The following is a 15,840-nucleotide window of genomic DNA, read 5'->3' on the forward strand; positions in this document are numbered from 1 at the left end:
CCAAGTATAATAGCGCGAACTATCAGCTATTGATCAGTGCCTGCACCAGATCAGCCTCCAAATCCTCCGGATCTTCAAGACCAACGGAAATGCGGATCAGTTGAGGACCAATTCCAAGATCATTCTTCTGATCTTCGGGTACAACGGCATGCGTGAGGGAGAACGGGTGTTGAATGAGGCTCTCTACGCTGCCCAAACTGACAGCAAAATGGAAGTAACGCGTCGATGTCAGGATACGCTCGACCCGCGCAAGATCACCCTTAACCTCAACAGAAACGACGCAGCCGAAATTAAGCATTTGTCGCGCAGCCATTGCGTGTTGGGGGTGGCTTGTCAGCCCCGGATAAACAACTCTGCTCAACCCAAGCTCGTGGGCTTTGCTTTCAAGACTATTGGCCAGCTTGAGTGCCGTTTCTGACTGCCGGATGCTCCGGATCTCAAGCGTCTTCAGAGAGCGGTGCAACAGCGCGCAATCTGTCGGCGACATCACTGACCCCAGCGCATTTTGCAGATACTTGATCCTTTCGCCGAGCTTAGCTGGAGCATGGGCGGAAACTGCGACAACACCACCAAGAAGGTCTGAATGTCCGTTTAACATTTTGGTGGCCGAGTGGACGACAACATGGATACCATGTTCTATCGGACGCTGCCCTGCAGGCGATGAGAAGGTGCTGTCACACACGGTGATCGCACCGGCTTCAGCACCAAGCTTTGCAACCAGAGACAGGTCAACAATTCGAAGAGTGGGATTGGAAGGCGTCTCAAACCAGAGCAAACTTGGCTTATGGTCCAGAACAGCTAAGCTTAGCGCATTTTCGTCAGAAAAATCAACAAAACGGACCTTATGGCCCGCAGTCAGCGGTCGAACATCGGCAAGTAGTCGGTAGACACCACCGTAAAGATCATTATGGGCTAATATTGACGAGCCCGCCGGAAGCGCCTCTAGCAAAGTCGCGGCCGCTGCAAGGCCACTCGGGAACGCGAAAGCTACTTCCGCACCTTCAAGATCGGCAAGGCAACGCTCCAATGCATTGCGCGTCGGGTTGCCACTTCGGCTATAATCATAGCCTTTGCTGGCACCGATGCCGTCCTGCACATAGGTTGTGGCATGGTAAATCGGAGGGATAACAGCACCAGTCAGTGGATCAGGCTCCTGTCCAACGTGAATGGCCCGAGTAGCAAATCCTGCCTGGTTACGAAGAAGCTTGTTCGTCACGTGTTTTGTCTTTCCATCGTCTGATGCTTATTTCAGAACAGCTATTAGAGCGCGTTTCGATCTGATTGAATCAGATCGGCGCTCTAAACCTTTGATTGAACGCGCATCTTACCCGAAAACCGTTTCACACTTTTCGGGATGCGCTTTAAACTCACTGCCAGTGATTGGCAGTTAGATTGGTCCGCGAAAACTAATAGGGGATCAGTTCGCTCGTGTCCTTGAGATATAAGGGATGTCCGGGCGAACCGTTGTTTGTAATTTTAGGGCGTGCAGCTTAACTTTGCTGCCCGCAAAGCATCGGTCACAGCCTGTCCGTGGTGTGCCAGTTTCTTGTGAAGTGAACCATATGCCATCACAACAATTTCAGCGCCCAAAGCCTGTTCGACAATTGTTTGCAGATTTTCCTGCGTATTAGGAATAACACCTTGTTCCAGCAACATCTTCGGATTGGTTGCACGGTAATCCATAACATTGCATTTCACGTACCGACCATAACCCCAACGGCGTGTGAATTTCTGCTCTTTAAAACAGTGGGATCATCAACATTGAATGCAGCGGTGCTCGGATTCATACCGATCCATAGAACATAACCAGCCTTCTCTGCCCCGTCCCAGTCGCGTGTGAGTAGCCGCCGATAGCGGCCACATTCCGAAAATAGAGCATCGCCCCTGATTTCCGATTTAACCTTGAGGCGAACCTTACCGCCGGGATCATGGAGCTCGTGGCTCATAACTGCTTCATCTCTCTCATGTCGCATACTGTTTCAGACTCTGCATCGCTGTTGCAGCGCTCGGATACACATTTGTCTTCTTTTCTTACGACACCAACTCTTCCGTCAAGCTAAAGATTGGTGTGGTTCAATAGGAGAACGAGGCCAGCACCAAATCGACTATGAGCATTATCGACAAGCAGCGCTTGAAATCTCAGCGTTAATTGCTACCTTAACGCAAGGCGTGTGCTGCGTGCGCCCAGGGACTGCCCTGAATACGGAGACTGTGTTTAACCGTTTCTGTCAGGAGCTGCCATGGCTGGTCGCATTCAAAGTACTATTCGCAATTTTCTCGACAGTGAATCTTCAGGTGGTTTGTTGCTGATAGCATCAGCGATTGCTGCATTGCTCGTCGCAAATTCTCCGCTTGCGGAGACCTATTTCCGTACACTGCATGTCTATCTGGGACCTCTTTCCATTCAGCATTGGGTAAACGATGCTCTTATGGCCATTTTCTTTTTGATGGTTGGTCTTGAGATAAAGCGCGAGATGGTTGATGGCCATCTTTCTTCCTGGCCGCGGCGCATCCTGCCCGGGGCAGCAGCTGCTGCGGGCATGGCCGTTCCCGCAATGGTCTACCTTGCGTTCAATCTTAACAACGGCGCTTCCCACGGCTGGGCAATTCCAGCTGCAACTGATATTGCATTTGCCCTTGGTGTCATTTCGTTGCTCGGCTCCCGGGTTCCAACATCTCTGAAGGTTTTTCTTGCCGCTCTCGCGATCATTGACGATCTTGGCGCTGTGATCATCATTGGGATTTTCTATACGTCTGGCGTTTCAGTAATCGATCTGGCTTTGGCTGGAGGTGTTTTCGCGGTTCTTCTGGCTTTCAATCTTGCAGGCGTAAAGCGCCTGACACCCTATCTCTTAGTCGGTATTTTACTCTGGTTCTTCACCTATCGCTCCGGCGTTCATGCAACAATTGCAGGTGTTTTGCTTGCATTGACCATTCCGATCACACGCACGCCAGCAAAGCCAGAAGCCAGCATTTCCGAAAGTCCCTTGCATCTGCTTGAACATAGCCTGATCAAGCCTGTTGCATTCTTCATTGTACCGATATTCGGCTTTGCGAATGCCGGTGTGAGTTTCTCTGGATTGGGTCTGGACGCAATATTTGCCCCAGTCACCTTAGGTGTGGCTGCCGGATTGGCGCTTGGTAAACTCCTGGGGATTTTCGGCGCAGTTTTGCTACTGGTCAAAACGGGTATTGTGGGTCTGCCAGCTGGCGCAAGCTGGTCCCAAATGCTGGGCACCACTCTCTTATGCGGCATTGGCTTCACAATGAGCCTGTTTATCTCACTTCTCGCTTTCAACGACGCGCTGCTGCAGGACGAAGCAAAATAGGAATTCTGATCGGTTCGCTTATCGCAGGTAGTGCTGGTTTCATTATCCTGCGTTTCGCCAAACGAACTGATGGGCGATGAGCAAAAGGACGACACTTGGTTTCAGGCGCGGCTCAATGAGGCATGCCTGAAACTGGAATAGCGATTTTCCCGAAACTGTGGACGGCCTATCTGGTCTGAACAGCACGACAAAATAGCTAAGATAAACGATTCGTATCCCATATCGTCAACAGCATAGTGACAGCGCGATCCAGTTGATCGCGCTTCGTGCCGTCTTTCGCTTCCAGTGCTATACCCATTAGAAATGTGTGAAGCACTCCGGCCAAAGCTGACACATCAGTCCGCTCGGAAAGCTCTCCTTGTGCAATACCACGCCTGATACATTGCTCTATCCCGTGGCGATTGCGTTGACGATCTGTTGCAAGAATCTCATCCACGTGGCGATTATCAGGCGCGCAATTGCTCGCTCCTAAAATAATCAGACAGCCGAGAGGATGAGTCTCGTCGCTTTGCATCTGCGCGGATTTTCTTAACGCCATCTCTATTGCGTCCCGCGGAGCCAATGAGAGATCGAAGAGACTTAATGTAACTTGCCCGTAAGTGGATTGGTAGCGTTCGACCACTTCCCGAAATAAGCTCTCCTTCGATCCAAAGGCCGCATAAAAGCTCGCCGGAGATATATTCCCCATCGACGCTTTCAGCTGATTGAGCGATGTCGGCTCAAATCCTTGCTCCCAAAACAGTGTCAGCGCGGCGTCAAGGGCCTTCTCTCTGTCGAATTCTCGCGGGCGTCCGGTACGTGCCATCGTAATCTCCTCATATAAATATATAGTAGTCGATCCATAATTCATTGCCAAGGGTCAAATCTTGCAATATATGGAATGATCGTTCCATATATTGAAGGACTCCTGATGACCGTAACGACCGCAAACTTTCCGACCGAAAGAGAGGCGCGATTACCAATAGCTGCCCTGCTCGCTCTCGCAATGTCGGGCTTTATCTGCATCGTCACAGAAACACTCCCAGCCGGCCTGTTGCCGCAGATCGGAAATGGATTGGGCGTTTCTCAAGCTCTGGCCGGACAAACTGTAACTGCTTATGCAGTCGGATCGCTGCTCGCAGCTATTCCACTTACCATCGCAACAAGCAGCTGGAGACGCCGCAATGTCTTGCTTCTCACGCTTGCAGGCTTTCTGGTCTTCAACATGGTTACGGCTGTTTCGAACAATTATTGGCTTACACTGACTTCACGGTTCTTCGCAGGCGTAGCCGCAGGGCTGGCCTGGAGCCTTCTGGCCGGATATGCACGACGCATGGTTTCTCCGGATCAGCAAGGAAAGCAATGGCTATCGCCATGGTCGGCACTCCCATAGCTTTATCCCTAGGTGTGCCGATTGGAACCTGGCTTGGGACAGCCGTTGGATGGCGTGCTGCATTCTGGATCATGTCAGCATTGACCATCGTACTTGTCTTTTGGGTTATTGCTAAGGTTCCGGACTATCCTGGGATCAAAAGAAGCGGACGCATCCCACTGACAAAGGTCTTAAGGACACCGGGGGTACTGTCCGTTCTGGCCGTCGTGATCATGTGGATGCTTGCCCACAATATCCTCTATACTTATATCGCACCGTTTGTTGCCCCAGCCGGACTGAGCAACCGCGTCGATCTTGTATTGCTCGTTTTTGGTATCACAGCTCTTGCTGGCATAGGGGTTACTGGGAAACTCGTAGACCGAGCCTTGCGCAAGACGGTACTAGCCAGTCTTCTGGTATTCACGATGATAGCACTGGCATTCGCATTATTACCTGCATCACCAACTCTTGTGTTCACAGGCGTCGCGATCTGGGGGCTGACATTTGGCGGAGCCGCAACCCTGTTACAGACGGCGTTGGCAGATACAGCGGAGACGGTGCAGATGTCGCACTGTCAATGAATGTCGTAGCCTGGAATAGTGCTGTCGCAGGAGGCGGGATTGTCGGCGGCATACTCCTGAATACTTATGGTGTTTCCTCATTCTCTTGGGCTGTCGTTCTATTGCTGGTAATGGGCTTGATTTTGGCCTGGCGTGCCCGGTCGCGGGGATTTCCCGCAGGCCACAGAACATCCGGCACCAAAATCGCTGGACACTGAAATTTCGCCGCGAGATCTTAATCTCGCGGCGAAACTCATTTAAAGCGGATAAAAGACAACGTACTGCCCGAAAGATTGTCAGTGCACTGCCGCATACATAATCTCTTCCTGAGACACATTGAGTGGGGAAAACTCTTCCACCACACGACCCTGGCGGCAAACGAGTATACGGTCAGAAAGCGCGAGGATCTCAGGTAGATAAGACGATATAACCACGACTGCGAGTCCCTGACCTGCGAGTTCCTCAATCAAGTTATGAATTTCGGTAACAGCTCCAACATCGACACCACGTGTGGGCTCGTCGAAGATGATCAATCTCGGCTTCTGCACGAGCGCTTTACCGATCACGACCTTCTGCTGATTACCGCCTGAAAGCTCTATAACCCGCGCCTGAGCATCAATGCTGCGGATCGCGAGCTTGTTGCTCCATGTCTCTGACAGTGCTTTCATTTCGGAAAAACTGACGAAGGGCAATCGCTCAAGCCCGGCTGCAAGCAACCCCGAATAGAGGTTTTCGGCGACAGACATCGTCTCAAAGAAGCCTTCCAGCTTGCGGTCTTCTGTGACATAGACAATGCCATCGCGCACAGCCTCGTGCGGCGTCGTATAACGTACTGGTTTGCCCTGATATGCAATTGAACCACCGCGCAGAAAATTACGCTTGTAAATGCCGGCAATGATCTTGGCAGTCTCGGTGCGACCCGAGCCAACCAGTCCAAAGATACCTGTCGTCTGCCCTTCAAAAATGGAAAACGAAGTGTTTCGAACCATCGCGCCCATCGAAACATCCTCAACAGACAGGATTTTCAAGCCCGCCGGTCGCACTCTCTCGCGGGTCGATATATTCTGCGCAGCCACACGCCCGATCATGGCCTGAACGATTTTTCCCTGATCGAAATTGGCCGTTATGTCCGTAATAACTTTCTGTCCATCTCGCATGATGGTGATGCGGTCAGAAATCTGTAGCGCCTCTTCGAGCGCATGACTGATAAATACCACCGTCACCCCGCGCGCCTTGAGACGCATAACGAGCGAGAAGAAGTGCTTTCGTTCTTCAGGTGTCAAAGTGGCGGTTGGTTCGTCAAATATAATGATTTTGGCATTAAGCCGAACGGCACGCGCTATCTCCACCATCTGGCGTTTGGCAGCGCCAAGCGTCGAAACATTCGCCGTAGGATCGACTGTAAAATTCAGCGATTGCAGGAACTGCTGGGCAGCGATCGTGATGCCGCGCAAGCGATTGAACGCTTTCTCATCACCAAGATAAAGGTTTTGCGCAACTGTCATCGAGGGGACGAGACTTGTTTCCTGAAATACCATAGCGATGCCATGCTGCAAGGCATCTGCAGGACGTGTGAACCGTATTTCCTTACCATCAAAAATCAACGCGCCGGATGTGGGCTCCACAACCCCAGCAAGCAATTTACTTAAGGTCGACTTGCCCGCTCCGTTTTCACCCAGAAGCGCATGAACCTCGCCTGCACACAGGTCAAAATCAACCGCATCAACAGCGATATTGCCATGATAGGATTTTGTGATTGCCTTGGTCTCCAGCAGGATCGTCATAGTTTATCGCCTTTACCAAGATCCAGAATAAGATCCGCACCCTTTACGCTCGCGAGAACTGACTGACCTGTCTCCAGTATCGAAGTCAGTCCGTGGCGCTTGCCATCGGAACGGCTATGGAAGCTTTCAAGCGGCTGGAACCGGTTGTCGAGGCGAACAGCCAACCCATAGGAGCGTGATGGTGCCCAGGGCTTATGCACACCCATTGTCCGCACAGAACCACATTGAAGCGGCTCGAGAAAACTCGTGCCAGACGATAGAACAGGGGCAATCCAGTGCTCTCGCTCGACCATTTTGAGCATATCGTGGCGGAATGCGTCTTCCTGCAACACAAATTCGATCAAACGGTTACGGGGCGCAAAACCGATAACCAGAAGCCACCATTGGCAGACGTCGACAATTTGCCCGGATAGCCGGGAATTCTGGTCAAAACCGGCTTCACATTGGCTCGTTGGTTCTTTGGATCAACACGAACAATACGATGGGCAAAAGCTTCACTGACATGGACGGTTCCATCAGTGGCGGCATGAACACCTGATGGCCACGCAAGCTTGTCCGCCAGAAGTGTTGCTTCTCCTGTGGTGATATCAAGCTTCCAGACAGAGCCAGTGGCGCGTTTCCCCATCAGATCCTCCACCCAGTCGGACGGCGCATGATGGTTAGAACCTTGTGCAACAACAACGGTTGTCGCGTCGAGAACCGACACAGCCGTTGGGCAGACCAGCCGATTAGACCCTAAATGATCGAATGTCCGGCCATCATGCGTCCCTCCACGAACAACAAGAGTGCCATTTTCGAGGGCGACAAGTAGTGCATCATCGGAAAGAACCGCGAGAGCAGAAATATCCGCATCATAGTCGGCAACCTTTTTAGCAGTCTCCCCGCAATCGCGAAAATCGATGCGTTGGACGAAAAGCACTTTTCCTGCCCAAAGCACGAGATTATCCGGCGCATTATGTTGAAACTGGACTGACGCATCATCCAGAGCATTATTCGGTTTGAATGCACCATCATAGGGCGGAATGGTGATTGCTTTGCCACGAAACGGGTCAAGAAGACGGTCAATGAAACTCATTTCACATCTCCCCAATAGGAACTCCAACCCGTCCAGTTCGGATCTGCGCCGTCGATTTTGATGCGGCCGATGCGATTATTGAGAATACCGCCGATATAAAGATAGCCTTTGTGCTCACGCATGGATGTCACCATAGGATGGCTGGCACCACCGAGATCACCCAAGGTCGCAACTATCTCGCCATTGTCGTCAAACTTGACCACGCCGCCGGTATTGATGTTGGGAAACAGCCATTCATCTTGCGGCAAGCGTCGCGTCATACGCTTCCGCATGCCGGGATTGCGCAATGCGAGATCAAAACTCGGCGTGCGCATACCAAGCCAGGCCATCCAGTAAGTACCGTCCGATGCACGATTGATATTATCGGGATAGCCCGGCATATCTCGAATAACCGTTTCAAGCGTGCCTGCCTTTGGTCCTTCAATCCAATAGCGATGAACTGTGCAAGCCCAAGATTCCGCCAGCAGCAATGACTGACCGTCATGTGCGATGCAAACACCGTTAGCATAGCGCAGGTTTTTGAGAACAGTGCGCGTTTTGCCTGTCTTTGGATCGTAAACCAACAAACGCCCGGTAGGGCGGCTTTCAATCGAATCCAGTGCCCAGTCATGCGCGTCATAACGTGTTGTTGAGTCTGTAAACCACACCCTGCCCTGATGATCGATGTCGCAATCGTTAGGATCGCGCAGTCGCGCGTCGTCAATGACAGAAAAAAGCGACCGGCGTGTTTCCGTCGACAATACACTAACTTCACCATCGTTCGCTACTGAGTATAGGCCCATTGCGCCAACACAGGATTTAATCGAACCATCGCGGTCAATTGCAAGGCCGAGCGGGAAACCACCGATATGTGCAAATATTTCCGAGCGTTTGTAGTCCGGTGCAAAATAGCGCACGATTTCGCCATGTCTCGTACCGGCATAGAGATTATCGTCGCGATCAAGGATAACGTCTTCAGGGCCCTCAACTTCACCAATACCGATGGCTTCAGCATCCGCCAATGAATTGTTAAGCGCGTAAGGCGAGTCCGCACCGGGAACTGCTGACAAAGCCGTTTGCATCTTGTGATGCACTGGCGCGACATAAACTTCGGAAACAACCTTGTGCCGATTTTTCAGCCAACGCACATCGAATACGATAGCAAACGCCAACAGAAGTCCGAGGATCATCTGATTGGTGCCGGTGCCCGCTCCCATGCGGATCAGGCCATTGTTGATGATCAGAACTGCGACGGCCCCCATAAGGCCTTTTGCAATTGAACCGCGCCCGCCGCCAAGGCTGTTGCCGCCAACTACTGCTGCTGTCAATGCCAGTAATTCCAGACCAAGCCCTGAGCCCGGCCCTACACCCGAAAGACGCGCCGCAAAGAAATAACCGGCAACGCCACAGGCTACTCCACAAACAACATAGGTCAGAAACACTGTGCGTCGCACGGGAATACCGATATTGAAAGCTGAGCGACGGGCTCCGCCGACAGCGCTTATATGCCAACCAATACGCGAGCGCGTAATAACTACATGCGCAATCAGAGTGAACAGAAGCGCGATCAAAGCGCTCACAGGAATGCCCCAAAGCGTTCCAATGCCGATCCAGTCAAAGCTATCAGAATAGGCCTGCGAACTCTGGATCTGCTTACCGTAGTGGATGATCAAAATATCGTAGATTGAGCGCCCAATGATGAGTGTGACGAGCGTCGTCAAAAATGCGCGCAGGCGCAAATAGCCTATGAGGAAGCCGTTGAACGCGCCAAAAAGAGCGCCCATGCCGACCGCTGCTATAAAAGAAATCCAGACAGGACCTTCGCCGATGTAAATGACGGAAAGTGCCGCAAAGGCAGAGAGCGCAAAGATTGAACCAACAGACAGATCAATTCCGCCACCGATAATAACCACCGTAAGACCGATGACGACGATGAGAAATTCACCAAGCTGACGCGATGTATCGAGCAAACTGCCCGCGGTGAAAAAGCCGGGAATGAGTGAGCCGAAAATGGCAATGACAGCAATGAGAAAGACAAATGGAACCAGATTGTCGGCCCAGTTTTTAACCAGAATCTCTCCCGCAAGATGATCCGGAATTTTATTATATCGAAATCGCGCAAGCGCTTCTCTCAGTTTCATTCGATTTATCCGGCTTTCCGCAAGGCAACAGCTGTCTTTAGTCCCCGCCAATGGGCAGAGGCATATTGGTAAAACTGGAAAACGCGACGCCTCATAGAGCCGCGCTTTCCATAGTTTTGGCTTTAAATCTTCGCGGCTTCGATCGCCTTCTGGCTCCAGCAAACGCCTGGGGTCAGATCCGCTTTGGTGCGCGCGCGTTCAAGCGTGTAGAGATAACGTGCTTTGTCGCCCGGCTTTTCATTGCCCTGCAGCAATAGTTTTATAGCGGTGACAACATCGTGCGACTGGCGAACCAGTTCACTCGTTACGATTGCGCCAAATGTACCGTCCTCGATCAGCTTGCAGTCGATTTCTTCGCCGCCGCCGGTCGTCACCAGAAAGACTTTATCTTTAAGTCCCGCATCGCGGATAGCCGCAGCTGTTCCCTGAGCCGTTGCATCCCAGAAATCGATGATACCGCACACATCAGGATTCTGCTGAAGAAGGGTGGTAGCTGCATTGCGAGCAGTGGTCGGATCCCAGTTGGAGTCAGGCTGGCCAACAATCTTGAATTCAGGATTCTTTTCCAGAACAGCCTGGACACCAGCCCATTGATCGAGGCTCGATGCATTGACTTGATCGCCCTGTATCACGCCGATTTTCTTGCTGGAATTAGGTCCGCAACCTTTGATGACGGCTTCCGTTTCCAGTTCGCCCAATCGCTTCCAATCAGAACCGGCAAAAAACATCAGACGCAAAATTCGATGGATTGTCGAGCTGAATGACAAAAATCCCGGCGGCATCCTGCGCGCGCTTGTAAAGACGGCTATAGGAATTGATGTCAGGCGACTGCACAATCAGTACGTCTGGTTTGTTGGCCGAAGAAATCAGATCGGTGATCGCCTGTGCACCTGCATCCACGCTCCAGTTCGGATCACGCGTTTCCCAGATGCCGCCAAAAGCCTTGACTTCTTCGCCGATGAAATGGTTCCAGCCCTGTGCCAGGTCAAAGCCCATCGTCATTGGTACAAGCACCACTCGCTTGCCCTTCAACGCATTTTCGTAAGTTGCAGGCCCCCGCATTGCCTGCGTCCTGCGCGGGGGCGGTCAGCGCACCAAATGCAAGCACGACACTTGCAGACAATGCGGTCAGTAATCCGCGTTTCCAGAACTTCATTTTCTATCCTTCTCCGATATGGGCAGCATGTCGCCCAGATACTTTAAATGTTAAATGTCACCTTGCTGGCTCGTCTGCTCGTCGCGTGGATTGAGGCGTCCATCGAGAATAATTGCGGCGAGCAAGATCGTTGCTTTGATCAGGTTCTGGTAGATGTTGGGGAGATCGAGGATTGTCATTCCATTGAGCAGAATGCCTATCAGAAGCGCCCCGACCAGCACATTGCGCATTCCACCCTTGCCGCCGGAAAGACCAATGCCGCCGATGACCACAACCAGCACCACATCATAAAGTAGCGTTGAATTGACGATGCGGGTGTTCATGCTTTGCAGGCTGACAGCCGTTGCTACACCAGCAATCCATGCCAGCAATGCACTGACGATATACTGGAGGAGTGTAAGCGGCCGAACGGCGATACCCATTGTCCGCGCTGCCTGATAATTGTCACCCATAAGGTAAAGAAAGCGACCTGGCTTGGTGTAGCGCAAAAAAAGCCAGCCTATAACAAGCATCCCACCAAACAGCAGCACGTCAAGCGGCAATCCAACCAACCGCGCCTGCCCCAAAGACAGCAGAGCCACAGCATCTTGTGGAACGGATACAACATCCTGTGTCAGTATCTGCGAACGTACGAAGCCGAAGACAAAGGCGCTTGTGGCAAGCGTCGCAAACAATGCCGGCACGCTGGCATATGCAACCAGAAACCCGTTAACCGAACCGATTGCTACCACAATCAGGAAAACAATGGAGCTTGCCGACAGAAGGTTCCAGCCATGATGTAGCAGTTCGAGCTGCAAAGCGGTTGCGATCACCATAACTGCAACCACCGACAAATCGATACCGCGCCCAATAACCACCAGTCCCATCCCAATTGCCAGAATGCCCAGTACGGACACGCTGCGAACAATTGCAATGAGATTGCCGGTCGCCCTGAACCCGTCAAGTGTCAGGGCAAAGCCAGCAAATAAAACTGCAGCCAGGATCAGGACAATTCTTTCCTGACTGACCGATTTGATTGAGCCAAGGGACCGCGACAAACCAGGTAACCTTTCACACGCCGAAACGATCGTTTCAGGCCGGAAACAGGCGACCAAGGAGGCCGGAATAATCGCGGAATGTGAAACGCTTTCTGGATCATCAATAGACAGTCCACGCGTTACATTGCAGGCAGCTTTTTCTATGTTGCTATCTAAAGAAGAACAATTTTTCGCCGGACATTTCAATCCGGAAAATAAGTCTTGATCTCGGAGAGAACTATGGCGCCAGACCGGCACCATAATCACAACATTTAGCTTATTACTTCAAACTCCGGATCAACAGGTATGGACAACGCAGTAACGATACGGTTCGTTTCTGATGCCATACCGATAACGGCCAGAAGATCACCATATTGAGCATCGGTCATCCCTTTTGCTCTCGCAGCTGCTGTATGCGAGTGAATGCAATAGTTGCAGCCGCTCGCCACCGAAACAGCGATGTAAATCAGCTCTTTGGTGAGCGGGTCCAATGCAGACGGAGCGACCATGACCTCCTTCAGACTTTGCCATGTGCGTTCCAGAGTAAGAGGATCATTCGCAAGCCCTCGCCAGAAATTATTGATGAAATCTGACCTTCGCACGGCTTTTATGTCATCGAACACAGCTTTTACTCGTGGTGACTTTTCAGCGTCGTTATCAGTCCAGAGCTTTACAGTTGCCATAATGATAATCCTGAGAACTTTTGAAGAATTTGCTTATCTCATGCGGCAAAGCTGACATGCAATATACGTTTGCGACATCTCCGAACGAGTCAGTAACAAGCCATCTATCTTTGTCATTACGCATAATCCTGCGCAAAACCGCTACGCACTTTTGCCGAAGGTGCTTTAAAACCCTCTTCTCGCCAATGCGAGATCGATATCTGGGACTGCGTTGATCAGCATCTTTGTGTAGGAGTGGCTGGGATTCTGGAAAACTTCCTCTACTGCACCTTGCTCGACCAAAATGCCCTGACGCAATACGCCAACACGGTCAGCCATTTGCCGAACAACCGCCAGATTATGGCTGATCAGCAGATAGGTCAGCCCAAATTCGGCTTGTAATTGTGCCATCAGGTCAAGGACTTGTGCTTGAACGGAAACATCAAGTGCCGACGTTGGTTCGTCGCAGATGATAAAACGCGGACGGCTGGCAAGCGCGCGGGCAATAGCAATGCGCTGCCGCTGTCCGCCCGAAAACTCGTGCGGATAACGGCGCGTGGAACCCGGCTCCAATCGCACCTTTTCCAAGAGGTCATGAACCCGGTTTTGAATTGCCTGATTGTCTTTCTCAAGGTTTAGACGGCGGATCGGCTCCGCTATGATATCACCGATACGCCAGCGTGGATTAAGGCTGGCATAGGGGTCCTGAAACACCATCTGCACGGCGCCATGAGTTGACCTTTTCGTCGTGCCATCAATCCGGATTTGGCCGTCCTGAGCGGATAAAAGGCCCGCAATAATGCGTGCTATCGTCGATTTTCCAGAGCCAGATTCACCGACAAGCGCATAGGTTTCGCCTTCGCGGATATTCAAGGAGACGTCATCGACCGCGCGGATCGTGCCAGATTTTTTCGCTTTTCTGAGGAAAGAAAAGCGACCACCCGACGTGCTGAAATCATGCTTGAGATTATTCACGCTCAAAATATCCGGTCGCTTGTCAGCCAGATTGCTCCTGCTGCTTTTCTGGTGAATGGAAGGTGTGGCAGCAATGAGCTTTCGTGTATAATTTTCACGTGGCGCCTGAATAACGTCGCGCACCGGCCCCGTCTCAACGACCTGCCCATGGTTGAGTACCACCACCTGATCAGCGATTTCCGCAATGACGCCCATATCATGCGTGATAAGCAAAACTGCCAGGCCACGCTCTATACAAAGCCTTTTGAGAAGCGCGATAATCTGCGCCTGAACTGAAACATCAAGTGCTGAAGTGGGTTCATCGGCAATCAACAATTCAGGGTCTGCCGCGATTGCCAGCGCAATCACAACGCGCTGGCGCATACCACCAGAAAACTGATGCGGATAAGCACCAAGGCGTTGCTCGGCATCGTGGATACCAACTTCGGTCAACAGCTCAGCAGCGCGTTTACGCGCAGCCACTGCGTCAAGGGGCAGGTGCCTGCGTATGGTTTCCACCAATTGCTGGCCAATCGTATAAAGCGGATTGAGGCTAACCAAAGGGTCCTGAAAAACAGTACCAATCCTGCGTCCACGCAATGACGCCAGTGCCTTGTCTGATAATGTATCGATGCGTTCGCCTTTGAGGCGAATTTCACCGCTCACGATCCGGCCCGGCGGCTCGATAAGCCGCGTAATCGCAGAACCGGTCATGGATTTTCCCGCACCGGATTCCCCTATCATGCCAAGAACTTCGCCTGCGGCAATATCAAAAGACACTTGGTCGACCGCATGAAAGACGCCGCCGTCTGTGGGAAAATCTACGTCCAAATTTCGCACAGAAAGAACCGGAGGCTGATTGCTCGAATAACTGTCTGTCACCGGGATTTCTCGCGCAATTTCGGGTTAAGGCGATCACGCAACCTGTCGCCAAGCAAATTGATTGCAAGCGCAAGCAGTACGAGGGTTAATGCGGGAAAGACCAGAATCCACCACTCGCCGGAAAACAAAAATTGCTGGCCATTGCGGATCAAAGTGCCAAGTGACGGTCGTGTGGGCGGGACACCAACCCCAAGATAGGAAAGTGTCGCTTCTTCCAACACCGCAAGTGCAAGGCCGATTGTTGCGATTACCATGACAGGCCCGAGCAGATTGGGCAGAATATGCGTAATCAACAATCGAACGGGCCGAACACCGATCAGTTGCGCTGCCGAAACGTAATCCTTACGCCGCTCTACCAGCACTGCGCCGCGGACGGTGCGTGCAAATTGCGGCCAGTTTGAAAGACCTATTGCAAAGATCAGAAGCCACACCGCTGCCGTCTCCTGCTGCGCTGGCGGGATCAGCCGTTGCGCAAAACCAAAAATCAAAAGCGCAATTAGGATGGTTGGAAATGTGAGTTGAGCATCGGCAATACGCATAATGACTGCATCGGTGATACCACCTCTATATCCACTGATAAGTCCGGCACTCACACCAATCAATAAGGATACAAAGGTCGCTGAAAATGCGACGAGCAGCGAAATGCGGCTTCCATAAAGAATGGACGAAAATATATCACGTCCCTGGTGATCTGTGCCCATCAAAAAGCTGTTGCCCGTGAAAGCGCTCGCCTGCAATGGCGGCGTCAGGCCATCCATCAGATCAAGGGTTGAAGGATCGAAGGGGGTATGTGGTGCGACGAGTGGCGCAAAAACGGCACCCAGTATCAGCACGCCTGCGAGCGTAGCGGCAAGCGTTGTCAGTGGCGCAATCCGCCAACGTTTCTTGCCAGACTGACTTCGCGACAACCGACTTTTGGTGGCAAGACGGAGAAGAGATGTATCGGTCACG

12 protein-coding genes and 3 pseudogenes are annotated in these 15,840 nt (G+C 51.8%); 2 read left to right on the forward strand and 13 right to left on the reverse strand.

The window, feature by feature from the left end:
• Positions 1 to 22: 22 nt before the first annotated feature.
• Together C9380_RS20485 and C9380_RS20490 are read right to left on the reverse strand one after the other, a co-directional pair.
• A complete protein-coding gene (locus C9380_RS20485; protein ID WP_128094493.1) occupies positions 23 to 1,216 on the reverse strand; it encodes a trans-sulfuration enzyme family protein in 1,194 nt (397 codons plus the stop codon).
• 260 nt (positions 1,217 to 1,476) lie between these two features.
• A pseudogene (locus tag C9380_RS20490) lies at positions 1,477 to 1,973 on the reverse strand (DUF1643 domain-containing protein).
• A 267-nt stretch (positions 1,974 to 2,240) separates the two neighbouring features.
• Here C9380_RS20490 and nhaA point away from each other — a divergent pair.
• Positions 2,241 to 3,409: pseudogene (gene nhaA, locus C9380_RS20495) on the forward strand (Na+/H+ antiporter NhaA).
• Between the two features lie 116 nt (positions 3,410 to 3,525).
• On the opposite strand, the gene C9380_RS20500 reads toward nhaA, so the two are convergent.
• A complete protein-coding gene (locus C9380_RS20500; RefSeq protein ID WP_128094494.1) occupies positions 3,526 to 4,134 on the reverse strand; it encodes a TetR/AcrR family transcriptional regulator in 609 nt (202 codons plus the stop codon).
• Between the two features lie 180 nt (positions 4,135 to 4,314).
• Between C9380_RS20500 and C9380_RS20505 the strand changes: the two are divergent.
• Positions 4,315 to 5,261 (forward strand): annotated as a pseudogene (locus C9380_RS20505) (MFS transporter).
• Positions 5,262 to 5,536: 275 nt separating this feature from the next.
• Here the strand turns inward: C9380_RS20505 and C9380_RS20510 are convergent.
• From C9380_RS20510 to C9380_RS20550, 10 genes are all read right to left on the reverse strand, one after another.
• Complete coding sequence (locus tag C9380_RS20510) at positions 5,537 to 7,024, reverse strand: sugar ABC transporter ATP-binding protein (protein ID WP_128094495.1); 1,488 nt, start codon at positions 7,022 to 7,024, stop codon at positions 5,537 to 5,539.
• Positions 7,021 to 7,368: a hypothetical protein gene (locus C9380_RS20515; protein ID WP_128094496.1), complete on the reverse strand. Its 348-nt coding sequence runs from the start codon at positions 7,366 to 7,368 to the stop codon at positions 7,021 to 7,023. The genes C9380_RS20510 and C9380_RS20515 overlap by 4 nt, the downstream gene beginning before the upstream one ends.
• Positions 7,365 to 8,099 carry a hypothetical protein gene (locus C9380_RS20520; RefSeq protein WP_128094497.1) on the reverse strand — a complete coding sequence of 245 codons (735 nt, stop codon included), beginning with the start codon at positions 8,097 to 8,099 and terminating at the stop codon, positions 7,365 to 7,367. Before C9380_RS20520 ends, C9380_RS20515 begins: the two co-directional genes overlap by 4 nt.
• Entirely contained in the window at positions 8,096 to 10,219 is a 2,124-nt protein-coding gene (locus C9380_RS20525; RefSeq protein ID WP_128094498.1) for an ABC transporter permease, read from the reverse strand. The genes C9380_RS20520 and C9380_RS20525 overlap by 4 nt, the downstream gene beginning before the upstream one ends.
• Before the next feature lie 122 nt (positions 10,220 to 10,341).
• Positions 10,342 to 10,917 carry a sugar ABC transporter substrate-binding protein gene (locus tag C9380_RS27690; protein ID WP_252869821.1) on the reverse strand — a complete coding sequence of 192 codons (576 nt, stop codon included), beginning with the start codon at positions 10,915 to 10,917 and terminating at the stop codon, positions 10,342 to 10,344.
• 10 nt (positions 10,918 to 10,927) lie between these two features.
• Positions 10,928 to 11,281: a type 1 periplasmic-binding domain-containing protein gene (locus C9380_RS27695; protein WP_252869822.1), complete on the reverse strand. Its 354-nt coding sequence runs from the start codon at positions 11,279 to 11,281 to the stop codon at positions 10,928 to 10,930.
• A 144-nt stretch (positions 11,282 to 11,425) separates the two neighbouring features.
• Positions 11,426 to 12,412, reverse strand: coding sequence for an ABC transporter permease (locus C9380_RS20535; protein ID WP_247877632.1), 987 nt, complete (start codon positions 12,410 to 12,412; stop codon positions 11,426 to 11,428).
• A 251-nt stretch (positions 12,413 to 12,663) separates the two neighbouring features.
• On the reverse strand, positions 12,664 to 13,074 hold the full coding sequence (locus tag C9380_RS20540; protein WP_128094500.1) for a carboxymuconolactone decarboxylase family protein: 411 nt from the start codon (positions 13,072 to 13,074) through the stop codon (positions 12,664 to 12,666).
• A 165-nt stretch (positions 13,075 to 13,239) separates the two neighbouring features.
• Positions 13,240 to 14,889: an ABC transporter ATP-binding protein gene (locus tag C9380_RS20545; RefSeq protein ID WP_128094501.1), complete on the reverse strand. Its 1,650-nt coding sequence runs from the start codon at positions 14,887 to 14,889 to the stop codon at positions 13,240 to 13,242.
• A complete protein-coding gene (locus tag C9380_RS20550) occupies positions 14,886 to 15,839 on the reverse strand; it encodes an ABC transporter permease (protein ID WP_247877633.1) in 954 nt (317 codons plus the stop codon). The genes C9380_RS20545 and C9380_RS20550 overlap by 4 nt, the downstream gene beginning before the upstream one ends.
• Position 15,840: the final 1 nt, after the last annotated feature.

It is taken from the genome of Brucella pituitosa (genome assembly GCF_003049685.1).
Taxonomy (GTDB): Bacteria; Pseudomonadota; Alphaproteobacteria; order Rhizobiales; family Rhizobiaceae; genus Brucella; species Brucella pituitosa.